22 protein-coding genes and 2 tRNA genes are annotated in these 22492 nt (G+C 71.5%); 11 read left to right on the top strand and 13 right to left on the bottom strand.

What is annotated here, in order from left to right; translation table 11 throughout:
• Positions 1–128: 128 nt before the first annotated feature.
• Positions 129–755, bottom strand: coding sequence for an alpha/beta family hydrolase (locus AB0N90_RS04685; RefSeq protein WP_365192999.1), 627 nt, complete (start codon positions 753–755; stop codon positions 129–131).
• A 9-nt stretch (positions 756–764) separates the two neighbouring features.
• Positions 765–1580, bottom strand: a complete 816-nt coding sequence (locus AB0N90_RS04680; RefSeq protein WP_365192998.1) for an SOS response-associated peptidase — start codon at positions 1578–1580, stop codon at positions 765–767.
• A 50-nt stretch (positions 1581–1630) separates the two neighbouring features.
• Between AB0N90_RS04680 and AB0N90_RS04675 the strand changes: the two genes are divergently transcribed.
• The 5 genes from AB0N90_RS04675 to AB0N90_RS04655 all read left to right on the top strand — a co-directional run bounded on the left by AB0N90_RS04675 (position 1631) and on the right by AB0N90_RS04655 (position 5781).
• Positions 1631–2353 (top strand): M50 family metallopeptidase, encoded by a 723-nt coding sequence (locus AB0N90_RS04675; protein ID WP_365192996.1) that lies wholly within the window; start codon positions 1631–1633, stop codon positions 2351–2353.
• Positions 2354–2448: 95 nt separating this feature from the next.
• The gene (gene aroA, locus AB0N90_RS04670) at positions 2449–3765 is read left to right on the top strand and encodes a 3-phosphoshikimate 1-carboxyvinyltransferase (RefSeq protein WP_365192995.1); all 1317 of its coding nucleotides are present in this window, start codon (positions 2449–2451) and stop codon (positions 3763–3765) included.
• Positions 3766–3774: 9 nt separating this feature from the next.
• Positions 3775–4785: a ribosome small subunit-dependent GTPase A gene (gene rsgA, locus AB0N90_RS04665; RefSeq protein ID WP_365192993.1), complete on the top strand. Its 1011-nt coding sequence runs from the start codon at positions 3775–3777 to the stop codon at positions 4783–4785.
• 84 nt (positions 4786–4869) lie between these two features.
• A complete protein-coding gene (locus tag AB0N90_RS04660) occupies positions 4870–5193 on the top strand; it encodes a multidrug efflux SMR transporter (protein ID WP_037660172.1) in 324 nt (107 codons plus the stop codon).
• 9 nt (positions 5194–5202) lie between these two features.
• Positions 5203–5781, top strand: a complete 579-nt coding sequence (locus AB0N90_RS04655) for a hypothetical protein (RefSeq protein ID WP_365192991.1) — start codon at positions 5203–5205, stop codon at positions 5779–5781.
• Between the two features lie 31 nt (positions 5782–5812).
• Here the strand turns inward: AB0N90_RS04655 and AB0N90_RS04650 are convergent, their stop codons facing one another.
• Positions 5813–6406 (bottom strand): TetR/AcrR family transcriptional regulator, encoded by a 594-nt coding sequence (locus AB0N90_RS04650; protein ID WP_365192989.1) that lies wholly within the window; start codon positions 6404–6406, stop codon positions 5813–5815.
• A 209-nt stretch (positions 6407–6615) separates the two neighbouring features.
• Between AB0N90_RS04650 and hisN the strand changes: the two genes are divergently transcribed.
• Together hisN and AB0N90_RS04640 are read left to right on the top strand one after the other, a co-directional pair.
• Positions 6616–7416 carry a histidinol-phosphatase gene (hisN, locus tag AB0N90_RS04645; protein WP_365192988.1) on the top strand — a complete coding sequence of 267 codons (801 nt, stop codon included), beginning with the start codon at positions 6616–6618 and terminating at the stop codon, positions 7414–7416.
• 148 nt (positions 7417–7564) lie between these two features.
• Entirely contained in the window at positions 7565–7972 is a 408-nt protein-coding gene (locus AB0N90_RS04640) for a CBS domain-containing protein (RefSeq protein WP_085566462.1), read from the top strand.
• Positions 7973–8071: 99 nt separating this feature from the next.
• On the opposite strand, the gene AB0N90_RS04635 is transcribed toward AB0N90_RS04640, so the two are convergent.
• Positions 8072–9526 carry a catalase gene (locus AB0N90_RS04635; protein WP_365192986.1) on the bottom strand — a complete coding sequence of 485 codons (1455 nt, stop codon included), beginning with the start codon at positions 9524–9526 and terminating at the stop codon, positions 8072–8074.
• A gap of 145 nt (positions 9527–9671) precedes the next feature.
• On the opposite strand from AB0N90_RS04635, the gene AB0N90_RS04630 reads away from it, so the two are divergent.
• The gene (locus AB0N90_RS04630; RefSeq protein WP_361674821.1) at positions 9672–10088 is read left to right on the top strand and encodes a Fur family transcriptional regulator; all 417 of its coding nucleotides are present in this window, start codon (positions 9672–9674) and stop codon (positions 10086–10088) included.
• Positions 10089–10227: 139 nt separating this feature from the next.
• On the opposite strand, the gene AB0N90_RS04625 is transcribed toward AB0N90_RS04630, so the two are convergent.
• The 4 genes from AB0N90_RS04625 to AB0N90_RS04610 all read right to left on the bottom strand — a co-directional run bounded on the left by AB0N90_RS04625 (position 10228) and on the right by AB0N90_RS04610 (position 15456).
• Positions 10228–10301: transfer RNA gene (locus AB0N90_RS04625), tRNA-Met, on the bottom strand.
• Between the two features lie 98 nt (positions 10302–10399).
• Positions 10400–12211: a sel1 repeat family protein gene (locus tag AB0N90_RS04620; RefSeq protein WP_365192984.1), complete on the bottom strand. Its 1812-nt coding sequence runs from the start codon at positions 12209–12211 to the stop codon at positions 10400–10402.
• 241 nt (positions 12212–12452) lie between these two features.
• Positions 12453–12526: transfer RNA gene (locus AB0N90_RS04615), tRNA-Met, on the bottom strand.
• Between the two features lie 41 nt (positions 12527–12567).
• Positions 12568–15456, bottom strand: coding sequence for a UPF0182 family protein (locus tag AB0N90_RS04610; protein ID WP_365193581.1), 2889 nt, complete (start codon positions 15454–15456; stop codon positions 12568–12570).
• A gap of 164 nt (positions 15457–15620) precedes the next feature.
• Here AB0N90_RS04610 and AB0N90_RS04605 point away from each other — a divergent pair, with 164 nt between their 5' ends.
• Complete coding sequence (locus AB0N90_RS04605) at positions 15621–16163, top strand: PPA1309 family protein (protein WP_361674825.1); 543 nt, start codon at positions 15621–15623, stop codon at positions 16161–16163.
• Positions 16164–16248: 85 nt separating this feature from the next.
• On the opposite strand, the gene AB0N90_RS04600 is transcribed toward AB0N90_RS04605, so the two are convergent.
• From AB0N90_RS04600 to AB0N90_RS04585, 4 genes are all read right to left on the bottom strand, one after another.
• On the bottom strand, positions 16249–17346 hold the full coding sequence (locus AB0N90_RS04600; RefSeq protein ID WP_361674827.1) for a PDZ domain-containing protein: 1098 nt from the start codon (positions 17344–17346) through the stop codon (positions 16249–16251).
• A 49-nt stretch (positions 17347–17395) separates the two neighbouring features.
• A complete protein-coding gene (locus AB0N90_RS04595) occupies positions 17396–17569 on the bottom strand; it encodes a hypothetical protein (protein WP_167408655.1) in 174 nt (57 codons plus the stop codon).
• Positions 17570–17760: 191 nt separating this feature from the next.
• Positions 17761–18222: a molybdenum cofactor biosynthesis protein MoaE gene (locus AB0N90_RS04590; RefSeq protein WP_136104518.1), complete on the bottom strand. Its 462-nt coding sequence runs from the start codon at positions 18220–18222 to the stop codon at positions 17761–17763.
• A gap of 139 nt (positions 18223–18361) precedes the next feature.
• Positions 18362–19486: an SDR family oxidoreductase gene (locus AB0N90_RS04585; RefSeq protein WP_361674830.1), complete on the bottom strand. Its 1125-nt coding sequence runs from the start codon at positions 19484–19486 to the stop codon at positions 18362–18364.
• Positions 19487–19677: 191 nt separating this feature from the next.
• Between AB0N90_RS04585 and AB0N90_RS04580 the strand changes: the two genes are divergently transcribed.
• Positions 19678–21117, top strand: coding sequence for a zinc-dependent metalloprotease (locus AB0N90_RS04580; protein WP_365192982.1), 1440 nt, complete (start codon positions 19678–19680; stop codon positions 21115–21117).
• Complete coding sequence (locus AB0N90_RS04575) at positions 21114–21635, top strand: NUDIX hydrolase (protein ID WP_365192980.1); 522 nt, start codon at positions 21114–21116, stop codon at positions 21633–21635. The genes AB0N90_RS04580 and AB0N90_RS04575 overlap by 4 nt, the downstream gene beginning before the upstream one ends.
• A gap of 88 nt (positions 21636–21723) precedes the next feature.
• On the opposite strand, the gene AB0N90_RS04570 is transcribed toward AB0N90_RS04575, so the two are convergent.
• Complete coding sequence (locus AB0N90_RS04570) at positions 21724–22479, bottom strand: AIM24 family protein (RefSeq protein ID WP_365192978.1); 756 nt, start codon at positions 22477–22479, stop codon at positions 21724–21726.
• Between the last annotated feature and the right edge of the window lie 13 nt (positions 22480–22492).

The raw sequence follows: 22492 nt of genomic DNA, 5'->3' as shown, positions 1-22492 counted from the left end.
CGCCGGTCTGACGGGCCGGGCAGATGGTCGAACCCATGCGGCGGACTTCCCTTCCGACGACGTCGGTGCCGAGGCCTCAGCACTTCTGTGCGTGACAACAGCGCTGCTGCGCGCGGCATTCCCGGGGGTCACACGAGTGACGCGGTCCACTCGACGACCCCGTCGGTGATGATCTCCAGGGCCTGCTCCTGGCCGATCCCGGCGCGTTTGGGGATCGCGAAGCCGTGGTCGCCGTAGGGCACCTCGATCATCCGGAAGTCACCCTCGGGGAACTCGGCGGGCCCGCCGAAAGGGTCGTTGCCGCCCTGCACGACGAGGGTGGGCACACCGGTGCCGAGCAGTTCGTCCGCGCGGGACTTCTCGGGCCTGCCCGGCGGGTGCAGCGGGAAGCTCAGGGCGAGGACGGCGCGGGCGCCCAGTTCGCCGGCGGTACGGCAGGCGACGCGGGCGCCGGCGCTGCGCCCGCCGGAGATCACCGGCAGCTCCATGCCGGCCAGCGCGGGCCAGATCCCGCGCCATCCGGTGTCCAGGGTCTTCGGGGCGGGCGCCACCTTCTTGCCCGCGACCCGCCAGGGCTGCTCGACGAGGGCCACGCTCACCCCGTGTCCAGGCAGGGCCCCGGCGATCGCCTGGAGGTCACGCGCCTCGATGCCGCCGCCCGCGCCATGGCTCAGCGCGAGGACGGCGCGGGGCTCGGCGGCCCGGTGCCAGGTGATGCGGGCGGTTCCGGCGTCGGTCTCGACAATCTCGATCACGCGAGAAGGCTAGAAGAGTGTGCCCTCTTCGGGGGCCTCCAGCTCCTTCAGCAGCTCCGGGCCGTTGTTGCGGACGTTGCTGACGGCGGTGGCGACCGGGTAGGCGCGCATCAAGCCTGGCGGGGGCGGGGCGAGCAGGTCCCGCAGTTCCTCGGGGTCGGTGCGGGCGGGGTCGAGCCAGGCGTCCCAGCGGTCCGGGGTGAGCATCAGCGGCATCCGGGGGTGGATGTCGGCGAGCGAGCGCGGTCCGTCGGCGGGGGCCACGGCCAGCGGGGTCCGCTCGGCCTCCGTGGTGATCACCGAGCAGGTGACCCACCAGGCCTGAGGGTGGTCGTCGGGCAGCGTGCGGTCGCGCCAGAACTCGTACAGGCCGGCCATCGCGAACACGGAGCCGTCGGCGGGCAGCACGAAGTACGGCTGCTTGCGGGGCCGCTTCTTGCGCCCCTCGACCTCCAGCTCGCGCTCCTGCTGCCCGGTCACCCACTCGTAGTAGCCGTCGGCGGGCACGACGCAGCGGCGGGCGGCGAAGGCACGGCGAAAGGACGGCTTCTCGTGCACGGTCTCCGCGCGGGCGTTGATCATCCGGGCGCCGCCCTCGGGGGTCTTGGACCAGGACGGCACCAGTCCCCACCTGAGCGTGCGCAGCTGGCGAACCGGACGCGGCGAGTCCGCGTCTTTCAAGGGGCGGTCGAGCACGACGTGGACCTCTTTGGTGGGGGCCACGTTGTAGTCCGGCGCCAGGGCCTCCTCGGGTTCCCACCTCTCGATCCCGAAGGTCTTGGCGAGGTCCTCGGGCCCACGACTGGCTGCATACCGTCCGCACATACGTGCCACACTGCCAGACTCCGCCCGCCACCAGGGAGCCACTCGGACACATGAACAGCCTCGCCGCCCTCGCGCCGTCCGGCCTCTGGGACCGGCTCACCGGTATCCAGCCCGACCCCGATCTATGGGTGGTGCTCGCCACCCTCGCCGCCGCGCTGGTGGTGGTCGTACCGCATCCGCTGTGGCGGGTGTCGCGCAACGCGATCACCATCGCGCACGAGGGCGGCCACGGGCTGGTCGCCCTGCTCACCGGCCGGCAGCTCACCGGCATCCGGCTGCACTCCGACACCAGCGGGCTCACGGTGAGCCGGGGCAAGCCGTACGGGCTCGGCATGATCCTCACCGCGGCCGCGGGCTACATCGCGCCCTCGCTGCTCGGCCTCGGCGGCGCGGCCCTGCTCGCCGCGGGCCGCATCACACTGCTGCTGTGGGCGGCCACGGCCCTGCTCGCGGTGATGCTGGTGATGATCCGCAACGCGTACGGCGTGCTCACCGTGGTGCTCGCGGGCGGCGCGTTCCTCCTGGTGTCCTGGCTCGCGGGGCCGCAGGTGCAGGCGGCGTTCGCGTACGCGGTGGTGTGGTTCCTGCTGCTCGGGGGCGTACGACCGCCGTTCGAGCTGCAGAGCAAGCGGCGCCGGGGCGAGGCCGGCGACTCGGACGCGGACCAGCTGTCCCGGCTGACGCATGTCCCGGCGGCTCTGTGGCTGTTCCTGTTCCACGCCGTGTCCCTGTGCTCGCTGATCGGCGGCGGGCGCTGGCTGCTGGAGGTCTGAGGGCACCCGGCCGCAGGGGTCCACAGGCCGTTCGTCCCGGACGGCGGGGCGGTTGCCGGAAGGTTGCGGCCCCGCCCTCCTTATAAAGTGGGCCCATGGCCCCGAACACCGCCTCCTCCGCCCTCTGGCCCGCTCCGCACGCGAGCGGCGCCGTCGACGCCACCGTCCATGTGCCGGGGTCCAAGTCGGTCACCAACCGCGCCCTGGTGCTGGCCGCCCTCGCCTCCGAGCCCGGCTGGCTGCGCCGCCCGCTGCGCTCCCGGGACACCCTGCTGATGGCGGGCGCGCTGCGCGCGATGGGCGTGGAGATCGAGGAGGGCGTTGGCCCCGACGGCACCGGCGAGGCCTGGCGGGTGCTGCCGACCGGCCTGCACGGCCCGGCCACGGTGGACGTCGGCAACGCCGGCACCGTGATGCGCTTCCTGCCGCCGGTGGCCACGCTGGCCGACGGCCCCATCCGGTTCGACGGCGACCCGCGGTCGTACGAGCGTCCGCTGCACGGCGTGATCGACGCGCTGCGGGGGCTCGGCGCGCGGATCGACGACGACGGCCGGGGGGCGCTGCCGCTGACCGTGCACGGCGGCGGGGCGCTGGACGGCGGCCCGGTGTCGATCGACGCGTCGTCCTCCTCGCAGTTCGTCTCCGCGCTGCTGCTCTCGGGCCCGCGCTTCAACCAGGGCGTCGAGGTCCGGCACACCGGCACCAGCCTGCCCTCGATGCCGCACATCCGGATGACGGTGGACATGCTGCGCGCGGTCGGCGCCCAGGTGGACACCCCGGAGTCGGGCGGCGAGCCGAACGTATGGCGGGTGACGCCGGGCGCGCTGCTCGGCCGGGACCTGACCATCGAGCCGGATCTTTCCAACGCGCAGCCGTTCCTGGCGGCGGCCCTGGTGACCGGCGGCAAGGTGCTGATCCCGGACTGGCCGGAGCGCACCACCCAGCCGGGTGACCGGCTGCGCGAGATCTTCACCGAGATGGGCGGCACCTGCGAACTCACCGAGTTCGGGCTGGTGTTCACCGGTTCCGGCGCGATCCACGGCATCGATGTCGACCTGAGCGACGTGGGCGAGCTGACCCCGGGCATCGCGGCCGTCGCCGCGCTCGCCGACTCCCCCTCGACGCTGCGCGGGGTGGCCCATCTGCGGCTGCACGAGACGGACCGGCTGGCCGCGCTCACCAAGGAGATCAACGAGCTCGGCGGTGACGTCACGGAGACGGCCGACGGTCTGCACATCCGCCCGCGCACCCTGCACGGCGGCACCTTCCACACCTACGAGGACCACCGCATGGCCACCGCCGGCGCGATCATCGGCCTGGCGGTCGAGGGCGTACGCATCGAGAACATCGGGACGACGGCCAAGACCCTGCCGGACTTCCCCGAGCTGTGGACCGGGATGCTCGGGCAGTAGGGACACGCCATGCGCCGCTACGGCAAGCACACCGACGAGGACGACATCCGCGCCCGCCCCAACCGCAAGGGCAACCGGCCGCGGACGAACATCCGGCCCAAGCACGAGGACGCGGCCGAGGGGCTGGTCCTGACCGTGGACCGGGGACGGCTGACCTGCCTGGTGGAGGACCGGGCGGTGATGGCGATGAAGGCGCGGGAGCTGGGCCGCAAGGCGGCGGTGGTCGGGGACCGGGTGATGCTGGTCGGCGATCTGTCCGGCAAGAAGGACACGCTCGCGCGGATCGTACGGATCCAGGAGCGGACGTCGGTGCTGCGGCGCACGGCGGACGACGACGATCCCTACGAGCGCGTGGTGGTCGCCAACGCCGACCAGCTGGCGATCGTCACGGCCCTCGCCGACCCGGAGCCGCGGCCCCGGCTGATCGACCGCTGTCTGGTCGCGGCGTACGACGGGGGGCTCGAACCCCTGCTGGTGATGACCAAGTCGGACCTGGCCTCGCCGGACAAACTCCTTGAGCTGTACGGCGATCTGGACATCCCGTACGTGGTCACCAGCCGCGAGGAGCTGGAGAACGGGGACGCGGCGGACCGGGTGCGGCAGTTGCTTGACGGGCGGATCACCGCGTTCGTGGGGCACTCCGGCGTGGGCAAGACGACGCTGGTGAACGCGCTGGTGCCGGAGGAGCGGCGGCGTACGACGGGGCATGTCAACGCGGTCACGGGGCGCGGCCGGCACACCACCACCTCGGCGCTGGCGCTGCCGCTGGCGGGCGACGACGGCTGGGTGGTCGACACTCCGGGCGTACGGTCCTTCGGCCTGGCGCACGTCGATCCGTCCCGGGTCATCCACGCCTTCCCGGACCTGGAGCCCGGTACGGCGGACTGCCCGCGCGCATGCAGCCACGACGAGCCGGACTGCGCGCTGGACGCGTGGGTGGCGGCGGGGCACGCGGATCCGGCGCGGCTGTACTCGCTGCGGCGGCTGCTGGCGACGCGGGAGCGCACGGAGGGCGACTGACCTTCGCGTTGTTTGCCCGGGCCGCGGTGCGGCAAGTGCATAATCGCACCGGGCCGGAGATCCGGATCAACGGGAGGACAGCGCATGGCATGGCTGCTGGTCATCGTGGCCGGAGTGCTGGAGACCGGCTTCGCCGTGTGCCTCAAGCTCTCCCACGGCTTCACCCGGCTGTGGCCGACCATCGCCTTCGCCTCCTTCGCCCTCGGCAGCTTCGGCCTGCTGACCCTCTCGCTGCGCAAACTCGACGTCGGCCCGGCGTACGCCGTCTGGACCGGCATCGGCGCGACCGGCACGGCCATCTACGGCATGATCTTCCTGGGTGACCTGGTCTCCACCCTGAAGATCGTCTCGATCAGCTTCGTGATCGTGGGGATCATCGGCCTGCAGCTGTCGGGTTCGAGCCACTAGGCGGCCGACGTGGCACACCGCGGGGCCCCGGCCCGGCATCTCGACCAGGGCCAGTGGCTTGCCCGTTACGCGGACCGCGTGCTCGTGGTCTGCCCGCGCTGCGGCGGCCGCGCGGAGGTGGTCCCACGACCCGGCCTTCCCGCCCTGGCGTACTTCGGCGAGCTGCTGTTCCGGCCGCGCCGGCTGATCTGCGGCGGGTGCGGCGCCAGTGCCGAATGGACGGCTCCGCGCCGGGACGGCGGCCTGGTCGCCGCCCAACTCGGGGGCACGCGGGAGCCGTTCTTCGGGCGGCCGCTCTGGTTGCAGACCCGCTGCGCGGGGCGCGTTCTGTGGGCCTACAACGCGGAACACGTGGACGCCCTGGCCGACTATGTCCGCGCCACCCTGCGCGAGGGCGGCACCGGGGCGACGCGGGCGATGCTCCCCCGGCTGCCGCGCTGGATGAAGTCCTCGGCACGGCGCGCGGAGGTGCTGGCCGGTCTGCGACGGCTGCGCGCGATGGGCGCTCTCTCGGCTCCGGCGGACCGGTCCGACGCGGCCCACGAACGGGACGACCGGCCGCGGCGCCACCGGGCCCGCTACTTCTGAAGTACCCCGTACTGAAGGCGGTTGGGGTCGGTCAGAGCGCCGCGCGGGGTGCGGCGGTCCGGATCAGGCCGGCGATCCCGCCCTCCCCCGGTGGTGCCATGACGCAGGAGAGGGCGAGGCGGACGACCAGTTCGCAGGAGCGGGCCAGTTCGACGGTGGTCGCGGGGGCCGTGCCGGGGCCGGACAGTGCGGTGACGGCGCGGTCGCGGACGATCCGTACGAGGTCGGGCGGCGAGGGGAGCGGCTGTTCCGGGCGGCGCTGTGCCGGTACCGGGGCGGGGCCCCGGGGCGGCGCGGGGAGCCGTTCGCTCCAGCAGCCGGTGAGCAAGGCCCGTACCAGCGCGTCCTCCTGGGCGGCGGCCGCCGTCCACTCGGCGACGGCGGTGAGCCGCTCCCAGCTGCCGCCGCCGCCCGCGAGCGCGCGCTCCACACCGGCGAGATAGCCGTCGGCCGCCCGCCGCACCAGCGCCCGCGCGAGACCGTCCTTGCCACCGAACTCGTTGTACAGGGTCTGCCGGGACACGCCCGCCGCCGCGGCCACTTCCACCATGCGCACCGCGGACCACGGCCGGCGCGCCAGCGCCGCGGAAGCGGCGTCCAGCAAGGATTCCCGGGCAGCGGCCATCGTCGTCTCCCTGGAGTCAACGGCGTTCCGCCCAGATTTGACGGACTTTCGGATGATGTCAAGGGGTCGCTCGCCGGGAGCGGAAGGCCCTGTACCGCGCGCGGACGCACGGCGGTCGCGCACGCCTTCACGGGCGCCGCGCACGGCCGGTTCGACACACGTACGCCCCCGGTGGCTCCCGTACCCGGCCAGCCGATAGCGTGACGTACATGCCCGACTACCTCGACGACCTCCGTCTCGCCCACGTCCTCGCGGACGCGGCCGACGCGGCCACCATGGACCGCTTCAAGGCCCTGGACCTGAAGGTGGAGACGAAGCCGGACATGACGCCGGTGAGCGAAGCGGACAAGGCGGCCGAGGAACTCATCCGCGGCCAGCTCAAGCGCGCCCGCCCCAGAGACGCGGTCCTCGGCGAGGAGTACGGCATCGAGGGCACCGGCCCCCGGCGCTGGGTGATCGACCCGATCGACGGCACCAAGAACTATGTGCGCGGGGTCCCGGTGTGGGCCACGCTGATCTCGCTGATGGAGGCGGGCGAGGGCGGCTACCACCCGGTCGTGGGCCTCGTCTCCGCCCCCGCGCTCGGCCGTCGCTGGTGGGCCGCGAAGGGGCACGGCGCCTTCACCGGCCGCAATCTGACCTCCGCGGGCCGTATCCATGTCTCCGGCGTCAACACCCTCGCGGACGCCTCCTTCGCCTACTCGTCCCTGTCCGGCTGGGAGGAGCAGGACCGCCTCGACGGCTTCCTGGACCTCAGCCGCCAGGTGTGGCGCACCCGCGCGTACGGCGACTTCTGGCCCTACATGATGGTCGCCGAGGGCACCGTGGACATCTGCGCGGAGCCGGAGCTCTCGCTGTGGGACATGGCCGCCCCCGCCATCGTCGTCACCGAGGCCGGCGGCACCTTCACCGGACTCGACGGCCGCCCGGGACCGCACAGCGGCAACGCGGCGGCGTCCAACGGCCTGCTGCACGACGAGTTGCTGGGGTATCTCAACCGGCGCCAGTGAGGCAGGCGGGACGCTTGCGCACGCCCCCGGCGGACCACGCGCGCCCTCTTGTTGACCCGGCCTTGACCTGAGACTCTGGGTTCACCCCCACTTGTGAATTTGTGAATCCGGGGACAAGGTCCCTGGATCTCAGGAGGTGGCCCCACCCATGCTGGTCCGCGACGCCATGAGCACGGTGATCCTCACCCTCGGCCCCGCCCACACCCTCCGTGAAGCAGCCACATTGATGTCCGCCCGGCGCATCGGTGCCGCCGTGGTCTTCGACCCGGACGCCGGCGGCATCGGCATCCTCACCGAGCGCGACATCCTCAACTCCGTCGGCCTCGGGCAGAACCCCGACACCGAGCGCGCCCATGCCCACACCACCACCGACGTCGTCTTCGCGGCGCCCACCTGGACGCTGGAGGAGGCCGCCCGCGCCATGGCGCACGGCGGCTTCCGGCATCTGATCGTCCTCGACCGGGGCGAGGTCGCCGGGATCGTCTCGGTCCGGGACATCATCCGCTGCTGGTCCCCGGCCCGCGAGCCCGCCCCGCTGGCCCGGGCGGGCTCCTGAGCACACCGCATCGGGAGCGCACGGAGTCCCGGACATGACGAACGGGCCGGACCCCGAGCACCAGGGATCCGGCCCGCCCGGCGGACGGGTGCCGCCGTCTCAGTCGCGCAGTGCCCGCACCGCCGCCTCCAGGCGCTTGCCGAAGTCGGCGTCCGCGGCCGCGAAGTTGCCGATCGCGCGCTCCGCTATGTCCTCCCGCGAGACCCCGGAGATCGCCCCGGAGAGGTTGGCGATCAGCCGCTCCTTCTCCTGCTCCGACATCAGCCGGTACAGATTCCCGGCCTGCACGAAGTCGTCGTCCTCGGCGTGCCGGGGGGTCGGGTGGTCGCCGGTGCCGGCGCTGAAACCGTCGTACGGCTGCCACAGCGCCCGGCCGGTCCCCGCGGGCCCGCCGAAGCTGTTGGGCTCGTAGTTCTTGGCGCCGCCGTGCCGGCCGTCGTAGAGGAAGCCGTCACGGGAGTGCGTGCGGGCCTCGGTGGCGTGCGGGCGGTTGACCGGCAGGTGGTCGGCGTTGATGCCGACGCGGTAGCGGTGCGCGTCGCCGTACGCGAAGAGCCGGCCCTGGAGCATCTTGTCCGGCGAGGGGCCGATGCCCGGCACGAAGTGCGAGGGGCTGAAGATCGACTGCTCGACCTCGGCGAAGACGTTCTCCGGGTTGCGGTTCAGCTCCAGCCTGCCGATCTCGATGACCGGGTAGTCCGCGTGCGGCCACACCTTGGTCAGGTCGAACGGATTGAAGCGGTACGACGCCGCGTCCGCCGCCGGCATGATCTGCACACCCACGGTCCAGCTCGGGAACTCGCCCCGCTCGATCGACTCGCGCAGATCGCGCTGGTGGGAATCGGGGTCCGTGCCCGCGAGCACCGCGGCCTCACCGGCGGTGAGGTTCTTGATGCCCTGGTCGGTCTTGAAGTGGTACTTGACCCAGAAGACCTCGCCCGCCTCGTTGTTCCACTGGAAGGTGTGCGAGCCGAAGCCGTCCATGTGCCGGTACGACGCCGGGATGCCGCGGTCGCCGAACAGCCAGGTCACCTGGTGCGTCGCCTCCGGCGACAGCCCCCAGAAGTCCCAGACGTTGTCGGCTTCCTGGCTGCCCGTGTAGGGGTCGCGCTTCTGGGTGTGGATGAAGTCGGGGAACTTGATCGCGTCCCGGATGAAGAAGACCGGGGTGTTGTTGCCGACGAGGTCGTAGTTGCCCTCCTCGGTGTAGAACTTCACCGCGAAACCGCGCGGGTCGCGGACCGCGTCCGCCGCGCCCAGGTTTCCCGCCACCGTCGAGAAGCGCTGGAAGACCTCGGTCTCCTTGCCCACCTCGGAGAGGAAGGCGGCCCTGGTGTACGGCGTGACGTCGGCGGTCACCGTGAAGGTGCCGTAGGCGCCGGCGCCGCGGGCGTGCACGACCCGCTCCGGGATGCGCTCGCGGTTGAAGTGGGCCAGCTTCTCCAGCAGCAGCTGGTCCTGGACCAGCACCGGGCCGCCGACGCCCGCCGTCTCGCTGTTCTGGTTGTCGGCGACCGGAGCACCGGCCTCCGTGGTGAGCGGTCCCTGCGTCACGTGCGCCTCCTGCGTCTACGCCGGCCAATCCTGTCCATTGACCAAAGCCATTCTCGATCCTACATTGGACTAAGTCCAAGTCAAACAGGATTCCAATCTCACACCTATTCCCGTCCTGGTCCCCCTTGCTGTTAGGCTGGTAGCCATGAGCGACCTTCTGGAACGGCTGCGTGGACGCGGATGGCGGATGACCGCGCAGCGACGCGTGGTGGCCGAGGTCCTCGACGGCGAGCACGTCCATATGACGGCCGACGAGGTGCACGCACGGGCCGTCGTCAAGCTGCCGGAGATCTCCCGGGCGACCGTCTACAACACGCTGGGCGAGCTGGTCACGCTCGGCGAGGTGCTGGAAGTCTCGACGGACAAGCGCGCCAAGCGGTACGACCCGAACGCGCACCGGCCGCACCACCACCTGGTCTGCGCCCGCTGCGGCGCGATCCGCGACGTCCATCCCACGGGCAACCCGCTGGCGGACCTCCCCGACACCGAGCGCTTCGGCTTCATGGTGTCGGATGTCGAGGTGACGTACCGGGGGCTGTGCCCGGAGTGCGCGGGCGCGTAACCGGAAGGCCGGGAGAGTCTCAGGGGGCGCGAGCCCCCTTTTCTCTTGCGCCGGAAACGCTCTTGCACCGGAAACGACCGAAGGCCGGAAACGACTGAGGGCCGGAATCCATTTCTGGATTCCGGCCCTCGGCCTTCAGTAGCGGGGACAGGATTTGAACCTGCGACCTCTGGGTTATGAGCCCAGCGAGCTACCGAGCTGCTCCACCCCGCGTCGGTGAACACGACATTACGCGGGAGAAGCCGACGAAGGCAAATCCATTCGGCCCCGAGTGACCAGGGCCACTCCGGGGCCACTCACGGCGGGCCCGGTCACGCGGACAGCTCCTCGCGCAGCGCGTCCCGCAGCCGGCCCGCCCGCTCGGTGACCTCGGCGGGTCCCAGCTCGGCCGCGCGCGTCGCCCAGCGCTGCCCCTCGTCCAGGTCGCCGCGGCGGGCGCAGACCAGGGCGAGGCGGAGGGCCGCCCGCCCGTGGCCGTCGTTCGCCGCGCGCGTCCACCACACCACGGCCTCCGGCTCGCTGCCCTCGCGGGCCAGCAGCAGCCCGAGGTTGAACGCGCCGTTGCGCGATCCCGCCTCGGCCGCCGCCCGGTACCAGCGCGCCGCCTCGACCACGTCGCCGCGCGCGGAGGCGAGCATCCCGACCCGCACCTGCGCCCGGCGGTGGCCCTGCCGCGCCGCCCGCTCGTACCACTCCTCGCACTCGGCCTTCTCTTGCGTGCTCTCCCCCAGCTCGTGCGCGGGCCGGGGCGGGCGCCGGGCGTCCAGCAGGGCGGCCAGCCGGTACGCCGCCTCCGCGCTGCCGCCGCCGGCCGCGCAGCGCAGATGCCGCTCGGCCGCCCGCTCGTCGCGCTCACGCAGCCGCGCCATGCCGACCTGGAGCGCGGCCTCGGTGTGCCCGGCCGAGGCCGCCCGCTCGTACCAGCGCAGCGCCATCCTCTCCTCGCCGCGCCCCGCGTACAGGATGCCGAGGTTGAAGGCCGCGTCCACGCTGCCCGCCTCGGCCGCCTTGGAGAACCACGGCTCGGCGCCGGAGGTGTCGCCGACCTGGAGCAGCAGGATGGCCAGCGCGTTCGCGGCCTCCCGGTGCCCGGCGTACGCGGCGCGCCGGTACCACTGCTCGGCCTGCGCGGTGCGTCCCTGCTCGGCGCAGAGCAGCCCGAGGTTGTACGCGCCGTTGTCGTCCCCCGCGTCCAGCGCCGCCCGGTACCAGCGCTCGGCGGTCTGGGTCTCGCCCCGCTCGGCGTGCAGCGCGCCGAGCGCGTTGGCCGCGTTGCCGTCGCCCTCCTGGGCGGCGCGCAGCCACCAGACGGCCGCGCTCTCGGTGTCCCCGGCGTCCCGCAGCAGGAAGCCGAGGGCGCAGGCGGCCCGCGGTTCGCCGTCCTTGGCGGAGGTCAGGTACCAGCGCCCGGCCTCCTTCAGCTCGCCGCGCTGCTCCAGGATCGCCCCGAGGTGCAGCGCGGCCCGCCGGTGCCCGCGCGCGGCGGCCTGCCGGTACCACTGCTCGGCCTCCTCGACAGCGTTGTCACCCCCGCTCTCGCCCCGCTCCTCGGCCCCCCGGTCGAGCGAGCGCGCTATCCGGTAGGCCGCTTCCCGGTGCCCGCGCTCGGCGGCGAGCCGCATCCAGTGCCCGGCCGCCGCGTCCCCGCGGTGCTCCAGCAGGTCGGCGAGCGCGTAGGCGCCGAGGACATGGCCCTGCTCGGCGGACTGGCGCAGCCAGTACTCGGCGGCGGGTTCGTCCCCGCGTTCGCGGTGGTAGCGGCCGAGTGCGTGCGCGGCGGCCGCGGAACCGGCGACGGCGGCGATCCGCCACCATCCGGCGGCCTCCTCGCCGTACCCCCGCTGGTGCAGCAGGACACCGAGGTTGTTGGCGGCGGCCCGGTCACCGGCCGCGGTGGCGGCCCGCAGATGGGTCTCGGCACCGTCGAGGTCGCCGCGGCGCAGCAGCATGGCGCCGAGGACGCTGGCGGCCTCCTCGTCACCGCTGCGTGCGGCGAGCGCGAGGCGTACCTCGTCGGCGGCGTCGGCCATGTCGCCCACCTCGTCGCGGGCCGGCCCCTCACCGAAAGTCTGTACAAATCGCCCTGACTCGAACAGAGTTGCCTTGTCCCCCATAACGTCCATCGTCGCACCACCCGCAACCTGGGTACACCCGGTATACCCCACCCCGTGAGGTCACTTCAGCGTTTTGTCGACATGCCCACAGGACGACAAGTCAAACACACGGCGCCGAACTCCTCACGGCGGCGCGCGGCTGCGGCTCCTTCCCCAACTTGTGTTCGCACACCGTGAGTTCACCGGGTTCACCGGATTCACACACCACGAAGGCCCGGATCCTCTAAGGATCCGGGCCTTCGTATTTCAGTAGCGGGGACAGGATTTGAACCTGCGACCTCTGGGTTATGAGCCCAGCGAGCTACCGAGCTGCTCCACCCCGCGCCGTTGTGAGCCAACCGTATCACGGCGCGGGGCGGTGCTGATCAGCCCTTCTGCTTCGGCTGCTTCTGCTGCTTCTGCGCGTCCTGGGCCCGCTCCAGCGCCGCCTTGAGGTCCTTCTGCGCCTTCGCGTACGCCTCCCAGTCGGGGCCGCCGGACTGCTTCAGCGCCCGCTGCCCCGCGTCGAACGCCTTCTGGGCGTCGGCCAGGTCCTGCTGGACGCCCGGGTCGCTCGCCGCGGGCGGGGCCTTGGAGCCGGTGTCCGGCGGGCCCGCCGCGGCGGAGCTGGTGCCGAAGAGCTTGTCCAGCGCCTCGCCGAGCGTGTTCTCGAACGCCGGCGGCCGGTCCCCGTAGGTGACCAGCACCTTGCGCTGCAACGGGTACTTCAGTCCCCCGCCGCGTACATAGACCGGCTCCACGTAGAGCAGTCCGCCGTCCAGCGGCACGGTCAGCAGATTGCCGTACTCGACCGCCGAGTCCCCGCCCTTGAGGTACTTGATCGCGGCGGCGACGTCCTGTTCGGAGTTGAACTGGCTCTGGACCTGTTTGGGTCCGTCGACCGTCGTACTGGTCGGCAGTTTCAGGATTCTGATCTTGCCGTAGTCGCTGCTGTCCGCCTCGGAGTCGACCGACATGAACGCGCTGAGGTTGTCCCGGCCGGTCGGCGTGAACGTCGTCGACAGCGAGAACGCCTGCTTGCTCTGGTCGGGCATCTTCATGCTCAGGTAGTACGGCGGCACCGCGTCACCCGACTTGTTGGTCGGGTCGTCGGGCACCTGCCACACCTCGCTGCCGGTGAGGAAGGTCTGCGGATCCGTCACGTGGTAGCGGGTGAGCAGCTCGCGCTGGACCTTGAACAGGTCCTGGGGATACCGGAGATGGGACAGCAGCGTCGGGGAGATCGCGCTCTTGGGCAGCACCGTGCCGGGAAACGCCTTCATCCAGGTCTTCAGCACCGGGTCCTTGGTGTCCCACTGGTACAGCTTGACCTCGCCGGTGTAGGCGTCGACGGTCGCCTTCACCGAGTTGCGGATGTAGTTGACCTGGTTCTGCGGGGCCACCACGCTGCGGTTGTCGCTGCCGGCGGTCAGCGAGTCGGCCGTGGTGTCGCCGAGGGTCGTACGGGAGGAGTACGGGTAGCCGTTCGACGTCGTGTAGCCGTCGACGATCCACTGGATGTGGCCGTCGACGACGGCGGGGTAGGCGTCGCCGTCGATGGTCAGCCAGGGGGCGACCGCCTCGACGCGCTCCTTGGGCGTGCGGTTGTACAGGATCCGCGAGCCCTTGCCGATCGCGCCCGAGTACAGGATCTGCGGCTCGTTGAACGCCATCGCGTACGCGGCCCGGTTGAGCGGGTTGTCGAGGTTCACCCCGCTCTTGCCCGCATAGCTGGTGGTCACCTCGCCGTTGTCGTCGGTGGGGTGGTCGATCTCCTTCTGGGGACCGCCGACGATGGAGTAGGTGGTGGTCTTCTCGCCGTAGTAGACCCGCTGCTCGTAGGTGCCCAGATCGCCCTTGGAGGGCAGGTCGTACTCGGTGAAGACGGGCTGGCCGTCGTCGGCCTCGGTGCCCTTGGCGGCGACCACGCCGTAGCCGTGCGTGTAACGGAAGTGGTCGTTGATCCAGTTGTGCTTCGGGATGCCCTTCAGATTCAGCTCGCGCAGGCCTATGACGGTGTCCTGGAGCTTGCCGTCCTTGGTGGGATAGCGGTCGACGTCCAGGTTGGCCGGGAAGCTGTAGTAGTCCTTCATCTCCTGCGCCTGCTCGAACGTGGGCGAGACGATGTTCGGATCCATGATCCGGATGCTCGCCGCGTCGTTCGCGTCCGCGCGCAGCTTGGCGTCGTCCGAGGCGGTGGACTTGCCGTCGTACTGGGTGACCTTGGTGTCGTCGATGCCGTACGCCTCGCGGGTCGCCGTGAGGTTCTTCTGGACGTACGGCGCCTCCTTGGCCTGCTCATTGGGCTCGACCTGGAACTTCTGCACGATCGCCGGATAGAGCCCGCCGATCAGGATCGCCGAGAGGACCATCAGGCCGAAGCCGATGACGGGCAGCTGCCAGGTGCGCCGCCACAGGGTGGCGAAGAACAGCAAGGCGCAGATGACGGCGATGCAGAACAGGATCGTCTTGGCCGGCAGATAGGCGTTGGCGTCGACATAGCGCAGGCCGGTCCAGTCACCGGTCGCCTTGAAGTCGCTGGACTTCACCGCCAGGCCGTACCGGTCGAGCCAGTAGGCGATCGCCTTGAGGGCGACGAACAGGCCGAGCAGCGCCGAGAGATGACTGGTCGCGGCGGCGGTGGCGCGCGCGCCGGGGCTGGTCAGGCGCAGCCCGCCGTACAGGTAGTGCGTGAAGGCGGCGGCGATCAGGCACAGGATGACGGCGGCGAAGCCGAAGGCCAGCAGGAACCGGAACCAGGGCAGGTCGAAGGCGTAGAAGGAGATGTCGAGGTGGAACTGGGGGTCCTTCTGGTGGAAGGAGACGCCGTTCACCCACATCAGCCAGGTGCGCCACTGGCCGGCCGCCGAGGCGCCCGCGATCAGCCCGACCAGGGCGCAGACGCCGACCAGCAGCCAGGTCTTGTACGGCGCGAGACCCATCCGGTAGCGGTCCAGGCTCTGCTGCTCCATGGACATGGCGCTCAGCGGGGGCCGCAGCCGGTGGGCCAGCCAGATGTTGAGGCCGACCATGAAGGCCGCCAGCAGACCGAAGACGAAGAACAGCCCGATCTTCGTCCACAGTGTGGTGCTGAACACGGACGAGTAGTGCACCGACCGGTACCACAGCCAGTTCGTCCAGAAGCCGGCGAACATGCTGAATGTCATACCGAGGACGGCGAGCACGCCCAGCGTCAGGAGCAGGACCCTGACCCGCCGGGATGGTCGGCCCGCCCCCGTCCGTGGCCCCGCTGGGCCCTGGCCGCGGTCCGGCATCTGGAAAGCCAAGGTGCGCCCCTCGAAATTCGCTCTCGATCCATCGGGCCCCCATGCTCCGCGGGCCCCGGTGGCCCCCCGTGATCGCGGGCCGACACATATGCAACTTACTCAGCTCCTGCTCGGTTCCCGATTCCGGTGGGGAACGAGGCAGGATTGTGACCATGTCCAACACTCCCATGGCAGCGAACCCCCTCACCCGGGCCGTACTCGAGATCGACGAGTACGCCTCCGGTCTCGGCTGGGACCAGCCCGCTCGCCTCTTCGCCCTCGTAGACACCGCTCGGCTGCGCAGCCAGGAACCCGCGCTCGCGGCCCAGCTGGGCCTTGAGGTCGAGTCCGAGACCGCCGGTCTCACCCCGATCGAGCAGGACGAGATCGCGTCCGGCAAGCCGCTCGACGAGTTCCTCGCCACCATCGCCTGGCCCGACGCGGTGGCCGGCTGCGCGCTCACGGTGGAGCGGCTGATGCTGCCGCCGTCCGCCGAGGCGCAGGTCCCGAAGAACCTCAGCGAGGCCAAGCTGGCCAGGTGGGTGGCCGAGCACCCGGAGCGCCAGGAGGTGCGGATGACGGTGGCGGTGCTGCGCGACGGCACCCGTGAGTCGGCGCTGCGGCTGCGCGAGAAGGACACCCCGACCGAGGTCCTGACCGGCCCCGACCTGGTCCCGGGCCTCGCGGACGCCCTGTCGGCGACGTTCGCCGACTGATCTTCTGGCCTTCTGGTACGACGGCAGGGGCGCCCCTCGTCCGAGTGGGCGCCCCTGGTCATGTCATGTCACGTCAGGCGGAATCTCAGCCCTTGGCGGTGCACTTCGGCAGCGCCGCGGTGTTCCCGCCGCGGATGTCCTTGAGCGCGCCCAGCGCGTCCTTGATCGTCTTCACCTTGACCAGGGTGAGCCCGCTCGGCTTGTCCGCGGCGGCCTCGGCGCAGTTGTCGGCGGGCGTCAGGAAGTACTGGGCACCCTTGTCGCGCGCGCCGACGGTCTTCATGTCGACGCCGCCGATCGGCCCGACCGTGCCGTTGTCGTCGATGGTGCCGGTGCCGGCCACGAACTTGCCGCCGGTCAGGCTGCCCGGGGTGAGCTTGTCGTAGATGCCGAGCGCGAACATCAGACCGGCGCTGGGGCCGCCGACATCGGCGAGCTTGATGTCGATGCTGAACGGAAACGTGTGATCGGTCCCGGCGGAGATCCCGACGATGGCCCGCTTGGGCCCGCTGTCGTCGGACGCGGCCGTGGTGATCGCGACGTCCTGCGTGGTGGTGGCCGTCTTGTGGGCCTTCTCGGCGGCGGCCTGGTCCTTGGCCGGGACGACGGTGAAGACGACCTTCTGGCCCGCCTTGTGCTTGGTGACGAACGTGGCGACGTCGGAGGGCTGCTTGACCGCGTGGCCGTCGACCGCCTTGATCACATCACCGGCGTGCAGCCTGCCCTCGGCCGGGGAGTCCTTGACCACGGTGGAGACGATCACCCAGGACTTCACCGGGACGTCCAGCTGCTTCAGCGCGGCGACCTTGGCGCTCTCCTGGGACTGGCTGAACTCCTCGGCGTTCTGCTGCGAGGACTGCTCCTCCGTGGTGCCCTTCGGGTAGAGCGTGTCGTGCGGCACGACCTTGCTGTCGCGCGACAGCCAGCCGTAGACGGCCTCCACCAGGTTCATCCGGAAGTCCACGCTGGTCACCCGCACGGTGGTCATGTTCAGATGACCGTCCGTCGGATACGTCTTGCGCCCGGAGATCTGGAGCACCGGCTCGCCCTGGTGGTTCCCGAGCGTGTTCACGGTCGGCCCGGGGGACATCTCCGCGTACGGCACGGGGATGAGCACTCCGGCGCACAGGAGCGCGATCAGCATCAGGGTGGAGGCGAGCATCGTCGCGGTGCGGCGTGGCATGCCTCGACAGTACGTGACGCACCTGTCGGCGCACTGTCAGGTACCCCCGTCAGGCGCCGTCCGCGCCCGTGCCGGACCGCTCCATCGCCTCCCGGAACCGCGCGTATCCGTCCAGCTCGGGCCCGTCGCTGCGCGCCCTGCGCGTCCGGTTGGCCCAACTGCCCCACAGCCCGCCACCGACCGCACCCATAAGCGGAATCAGCAGCCAGACAAGCGCGCCCATGCCGACCTCCCTACGCCGTGAGCGTCCGCAACTGACTGATCAGCAGATTAACCATCCGCACTGACAACGCTCACGTGCGGGGGGCGGTTACGCAACCGGAGTCGCCGGTGGGCCGGGAGTGACCGGTTCGGCGCAGTGGCGCGCCCTGTTTCGGCGGGCTCCGCCCGTTTTCAGCGGGCCGACCGACCGTTTCAGCAGGCCCCGACCCATTCCTCGGTGCCGTCCGAGAACGTCTGGTGCTTCCAGATGGGCACTTCGTGCTTGAGGTCGTCGATCAGCTTCCGGCACGCCTCGAAGGCCTCCGCGCGGTGCGGACACGCCACGGCGACGACCACCGCGATGTCCCCCACGCCCAGCTCGCCGACCCGGTGCACGGCGGCCAGGGCCCGCACCGGGTGGTCCGCGACGACCTTCTCGGCGACCCGCCGCATCTCGGCCTCGGCACTGGGATGGCAGGAGTAGCCGAGCGCGTCCACGTCGGCGCCCCCGTCGTGGTTGCGCACCGTGCCCACGAACAGCGCGATACCGCCGGCCGCCGCGTCCCCGACCGCCCGGAACACCTCGTCCACCGAGAGCGCGCTCTCCCTGACGCCGATCAGCTTGACGGGATCCTGCGCGGCCCGCTCCCCGGGGTGCTCGCTCATCTCAGCCATGCCACCATCGTGCCGCACGCCGAAGACGCCGAGGAATACGAGGTTCACCCGGCACCGGCGCGGGCGCCTTGGATGCTCGTACGGACGCGGGGGGCGCCGTGCCGCTCGTACCCTGCCGTGAAGCTCGTACGGGCGCGGCTTACCGCCGGCGCGCCTTGCGGGCCCGGCGTACCACCGCCGCCGCGCCCAGCAGGGCCACCGTCGCACCGGCCGCGCCCGCCGCCGTGGCGTCCTTGCGGCCGAGTCGCCGGCCGGCCACCGTATGCCGCCCGGCGGCCTCCTCCAGCAGCTCCGCGAGGACTTCCTCGTTGGTCCACTTCGGCCGCCATCCCGCGTCGTGCAGCCGACTGCCGCTGACCACCCACGGGTACATCGTGTAGGCCAGGTCGCCCGCCGGGGAGGGGGTGAGCCCGATCCGGTGCAGCCGTGCCGCCGCGCCCAGCGCGACCGCCGAGGGCAGCTCCATGCGCCGGATCCCGCTGAGCTCCTCGACCTCCTCCTGCTCCAGCCACCCGTCGCAGCCGACGGCCAGCTCCCCCTCGACCTTCTCCAGGACGGCGTACTCCAGGGCCCCGCACAGATCCTCGACATGGCAGAACTGCCACGCGGGCCGCGAACCGGCCACCACAAGGAGCCGAGGCGACTCGAAGTACCTGGTCAGCGCGGTGTCCGTGCCGCCGACCAGCACGGCGGGCCGTACGACGGTGACATTCAGACCGGGGTGTGCGCGGGGCGCGCGGCGGGCGAGGCGCTCGATCTCCAGCAGGTCACCGACGCCGGTCGCCTCGGCCGTCGCCCGCAGCTCGGCGTCCTCCGACAGCGGCAGCTCGTTGTCCGGCAGCGCGCCGTAGACCATCGCCGAGGTGCACAGCACCACCCGGTGCACGCCGGCCGCCGCCGCGGCGGTCAGCACGGTCTGCGTCCCCCGGACGTTGTAAGCGGTCCGCGCGGCCGCGTCGCTGCCGAGATCCAGGTCGAGCGCGAGGTGGACGACCACGTCGGCACCGCGCAATTTGTCCGCGATGGCCGGATCGCGGACGTCCAGGATGTGCCACTGCGCCTCTTCGCACTCCCCGCGCCGCTCGTCGATCGCGACGACCTGCCGGATCTCCTCCGACGCGGCCAGCCGGGCCGTGAGCAGGGCTCCGACGCCGGTCGCCGCGCCGGTGACCGCCACGACGGGCCCGCGCACGGCGGGTTTGCGCCCGGCGGACGTCTCTGAGTGGTTTCGCGCTGCGCGAACCTGCGGATCTGGGGAACTCACCCGGCATCTCCAGCGGTTGTCTTCTGTACGGGCGTGCAAGACGCGCACGTACGAGGTGCATCCATCCTGCCGCAGGCCTTCCGCGGGCGGAGCATCGAGGCTCGATCGGGTCCGGGTGTCTACGCTGGGTGGTGTTGTCGGGCAGCCGCGCCGCCGGAGAAGACCGGTGGCCTTACCAGCCGAGGAATCCCGTGAGTGACACCCCATTCGGTTTCGGCCTTCCGCCGGAGGAGCCGGAGGACGGCGACGAGGGCAAGAAGAAGGACCAGCAGAGCGGTGGTGGTCAGGGACCGGCCAACCCCTTCGGTTTCGGCGGTATGCCCGGAGCCGGTGGCTTTGGCGGCCCCGGCGCCGACAATCCGCTCGCTGCCATGTTCGGTTCGCTGAACCCCACCGATCTCGGTGCCGCGTTCCAGCAGCTGGGCCAGATGCTCTCCTACGAGGGCGGCCCGGTGAACTGGGACATGGCCAAGCAGATCGCGCGCCAGACGGTCGCCCAGGGCACCGCGGACGGCTCCAAGGACGCGAGCGTCGGCCCGTCCGAGCGCAAGGCCGTGGAGGAGGCCGTACGCCTGGCCGATCTGTGGCTGGACGACGCCACCTCCCTGCCGTCGGGCTCCGCCTCCGCGGTGGCCTGGTCGCGCGCGGAGTGGGTCGAGGCGACCCTGCCCGCCTGGCGGGAGCTGGTCGACCCGGTCGCCGAGCGGGTCGGCGCGGCCATGGGCGATGTGCTGCCGGAGGAGATGCAGGCCATGGCGGGCCCGCTGATCGGCATGATGCGCTCGATGGGCGGCGCCATGTTCGGCACGCAGATCGGGCAGGCCGTCGGCGTGCTCGCGGGCGAGGTCGTCGGCTCCACGGACATCGGCCTGCCGCTCGGCCCGGCCTGCAAGGCCGCGCTGCTGCCGGCCAATGTGGAGGCGTTCGGCAAGGACCTGGGCGTGCCGCTGGACGAGGTGCGGCTCTACCTGGCCCTGCGCGAGGCCGCCCACCAGCGCCTGTTCGCGCATGTGCCGTGGCTGCGCTCGCATCTGTTCGGCGCGGTCGACGGCTATGCGCGCGGCATCAAGGTCGACACCGCGAAGCTGGAGGACGTGGTCGGCCAGTTCGACCCGCAGAACCCCGAGCAGCTGCAGGACGCGCTTCAGCAGGGCATGTTCCAGCCCGAGGACACGCCGGAGCAGAAGGCCGCCCTGGCGCGTCTGGAGACCGCTCTGGCGCTCGTGGAGGGCTGGGTCGACGCGGTGGTCCACGCGGCCGCCAAGCCCCGTCTGTCGTCCGCCGACGCCCTGCGCGAGACCCTGCGCCGCCGCCGGGCCACCGGTGGCCCGGCGGAGCAGACGTTCGCCACGCTGATCGGTCTGGAGCTGCGCCCCCGTCGGCTGCGCGACGCCTCCCGCCTGTGGGCCTCGCTCACCGACGCGCGCGGTGTCGACGGCCGGGACGCCCTGTGGCACCACCCGGACATGCTGCCGACCGCGACCGACCTGGACGACCCGGACGGCTTCGTGCACCGCGAGCAGATGGACTTCTCCGAGCTGGACAAGATGCTCGGCGAGGCCGCCGACAAGCCGAATCTGAAGAAGGACGTCGAGAAGGACGACAAGGCCGAGGGCGACGACACCGAGTGAGCCTGTACGACGACGCGGTCCTCGTCCTGAAGGGGTACGAGGGCCAGGACGAGCTGCGCCAGTCCTACCTGGAGCACCTGGCGGCCCACCCCGACGGCATGTGGAAGGCCTGTCACGCGGGCCATGTCACGGCGAGCGCCCTGGTGATCGACCCCGAGCGCGGCCGGGTGCTGCTCACGCTCCACCGCAAGCTGCGGATGTGGCTCCAGATGGGCGGCCACTGCGAGCCGGGCGACGCCACCGTGGCGGCGGCCGCGCTGCGCGAGGCGACGGAGGAGTCGGGCATGGCCGGGCTCACGCTGCTGCCCGGCGGCCCGGTGCGCCTGGACCGGCATCCGATCCCCTCGCCGTGCCACTGGCACTACGACGTCCAGTACGCGGCGCTGGCCCCCTCCGGCGCCGTGGCGGCGATCAGCGACGAGTCCCTCGACCTGCGCTGGTTCCCCTACGACGAGGTCGCGAGCGTGGCCGACGAGTCGGTCGTACGGCTCATGGACGCGACCCGCGCGAGGCTGTGAGGCGGTCGCGAGACCGTGAGCGGTAAGGGGCGACTGCCATGGCGGTCGCCCCTTACTTCTGCCCTACGGACGCGCCTTTCCCGGGCGGTCAGCTCCAGACGTTGCCCTGGTTGCCGCCGCGCGCCCCGTGCTGGCCCATGCCGAACTGGGCGGCGACGCCGTGGCCGATCACCGCGTTCTGCGGCGGCAGCAGCTCGCTGGGCTGGACCAGCGCGAACCCGGAGCCCATGAAGCTCAGCTCCCAGCCCTCACCGGTGTTGCCGCGCCTGCGCCACACCCCGGAGGAGTGCGTCTGGGCCTGCATCTGCACGCGCAGCCCGGTCGACCAGGCCACGATCGCGTCGGCGTCGCAGTTGACGTACCGGTCCGGGGTGACCTGCATCAGCAGCGGCGACCCGGAGGTCATCAGGGCGACCCGGCCGCGCCCGGTGATGTTCAGCTGGTACTTACCGGAGCCGGAGATGCCGTAGAGGCTGTCGACGGCGATGACCTCGTGGTGCAGCGAGGAGTCCATGGCGAGCACGTAGGAGCTGTCGACGGTCAGCCCGTCCTGCTCCACGTCCATGATGTGCACGTGCTGGGAGAGGTTGGCCAGATAGACCGTGCCCTGCCCGTGGCAGCGCATCAGGTCCAGGCCCTCGCCGGTGTGGGCACGCGCGCGCCGCTGGTTGTTGCTGTGGTACTCGGCGTCGAACTCGACCAGGCCCTGGTAGGCGACCATGCTGCCCTTGCGGGCGAGGATGTCGTCGTGGCCCTCCATGACGACGCGCAGCAGCTGCGCGTTCTGGAGACTCCAGCGCTCCTGCGTCTGGTTGTCGTTGTACGCGAAAATCGGACTCTGCATGGCGTGTTGACTC

The organism is Streptomyces sp. NPDC093018 (assembly GCF_040684035.1).
GTDB lineage: Bacteria > Actinomycetota > Actinomycetes > Streptomycetales > Streptomycetaceae > Streptomyces > Streptomyces murinus.
The sequence above is the reverse complement of the archived record's forward strand: the minus strand, read 5'-3'. Positions and strand labels throughout refer to the sequence as shown.

Coding starts and splice junctions, on each gene's coding strand:
- AB0N90_RS04620 (WP_365192984.1), bottom strand. CDS start 12,211: ATGGACGTTATGGGGGACAAGGCAACTCTGTTCGAGTCAGGGCGATTT.
- AB0N90_RS04610 (WP_365193581.1), bottom strand. CDS start 15,456: ATGCCGGACCGCGGCCAGGGCCCAGCGGGGCCACGGACGGGGGCGGGC.
- AB0N90_RS04650 (WP_365192989.1), bottom strand. CDS start 6,406: ATGGCCGCTGCCCGGGAATCCTTGCTGGACGCCGCTTCCGCGGCGCTG.
- hisN (WP_365192988.1), top strand. CDS start 6,616: ATGCCCGACTACCTCGACGACCTCCGTCTCGCCCACGTCCTCGCGGAC.
- AB0N90_RS04605 (WP_361674825.1), top strand. CDS start 15,621: ATGTCCAACACTCCCATGGCAGCGAACCCCCTCACCCGGGCCGTACTC.
- rsgA (WP_365192993.1), top strand. CDS start 3,775: ATGCGCCGCTACGGCAAGCACACCGACGAGGACGACATCCGCGCCCGC.
- AB0N90_RS04595 (WP_167408655.1), bottom strand. CDS start 17,569: ATGGGCGCGCTTGTCTGGCTGCTGATTCCGCTTATGGGTGCGGTCGGT.
- AB0N90_RS04590 (WP_136104518.1), bottom strand. CDS start 18,222: ATGGCTGAGATGAGCGAGCACCCCGGGGAGCGGGCCGCGCAGGATCCC.
- AB0N90_RS04600 (WP_361674827.1), bottom strand. CDS start 17,346: ATGCCACGCCGCACCGCGACGATGCTCGCCTCCACCCTGATGCTGATC.
- AB0N90_RS04680 (WP_365192998.1), bottom strand. CDS start 1,580: ATGTGCGGACGGTATGCAGCCAGTCGTGGGCCCGAGGACCTCGCCAAG.
- AB0N90_RS04570 (WP_365192978.1), bottom strand. CDS start 22,479: ATGCAGAGTCCGATTTTCGCGTACAACGACAACCAGACGCAGGAGCGC.
- AB0N90_RS04640 (WP_085566462.1), top strand. CDS start 7,565: ATGCTGGTCCGCGACGCCATGAGCACGGTGATCCTCACCCTCGGCCCC.
- AB0N90_RS04630 (WP_361674821.1), top strand. CDS start 9,672: ATGAGCGACCTTCTGGAACGGCTGCGTGGACGCGGATGGCGGATGACC.
- AB0N90_RS04660 (WP_037660172.1), top strand. CDS start 4,870: ATGGCATGGCTGCTGGTCATCGTGGCCGGAGTGCTGGAGACCGGCTTC.
- aroA (WP_365192995.1), top strand. CDS start 2,449: ATGGCCCCGAACACCGCCTCCTCCGCCCTCTGGCCCGCTCCGCACGCG.
- AB0N90_RS04675 (WP_365192996.1), top strand. CDS start 1,631: ATGAACAGCCTCGCCGCCCTCGCGCCGTCCGGCCTCTGGGACCGGCTC.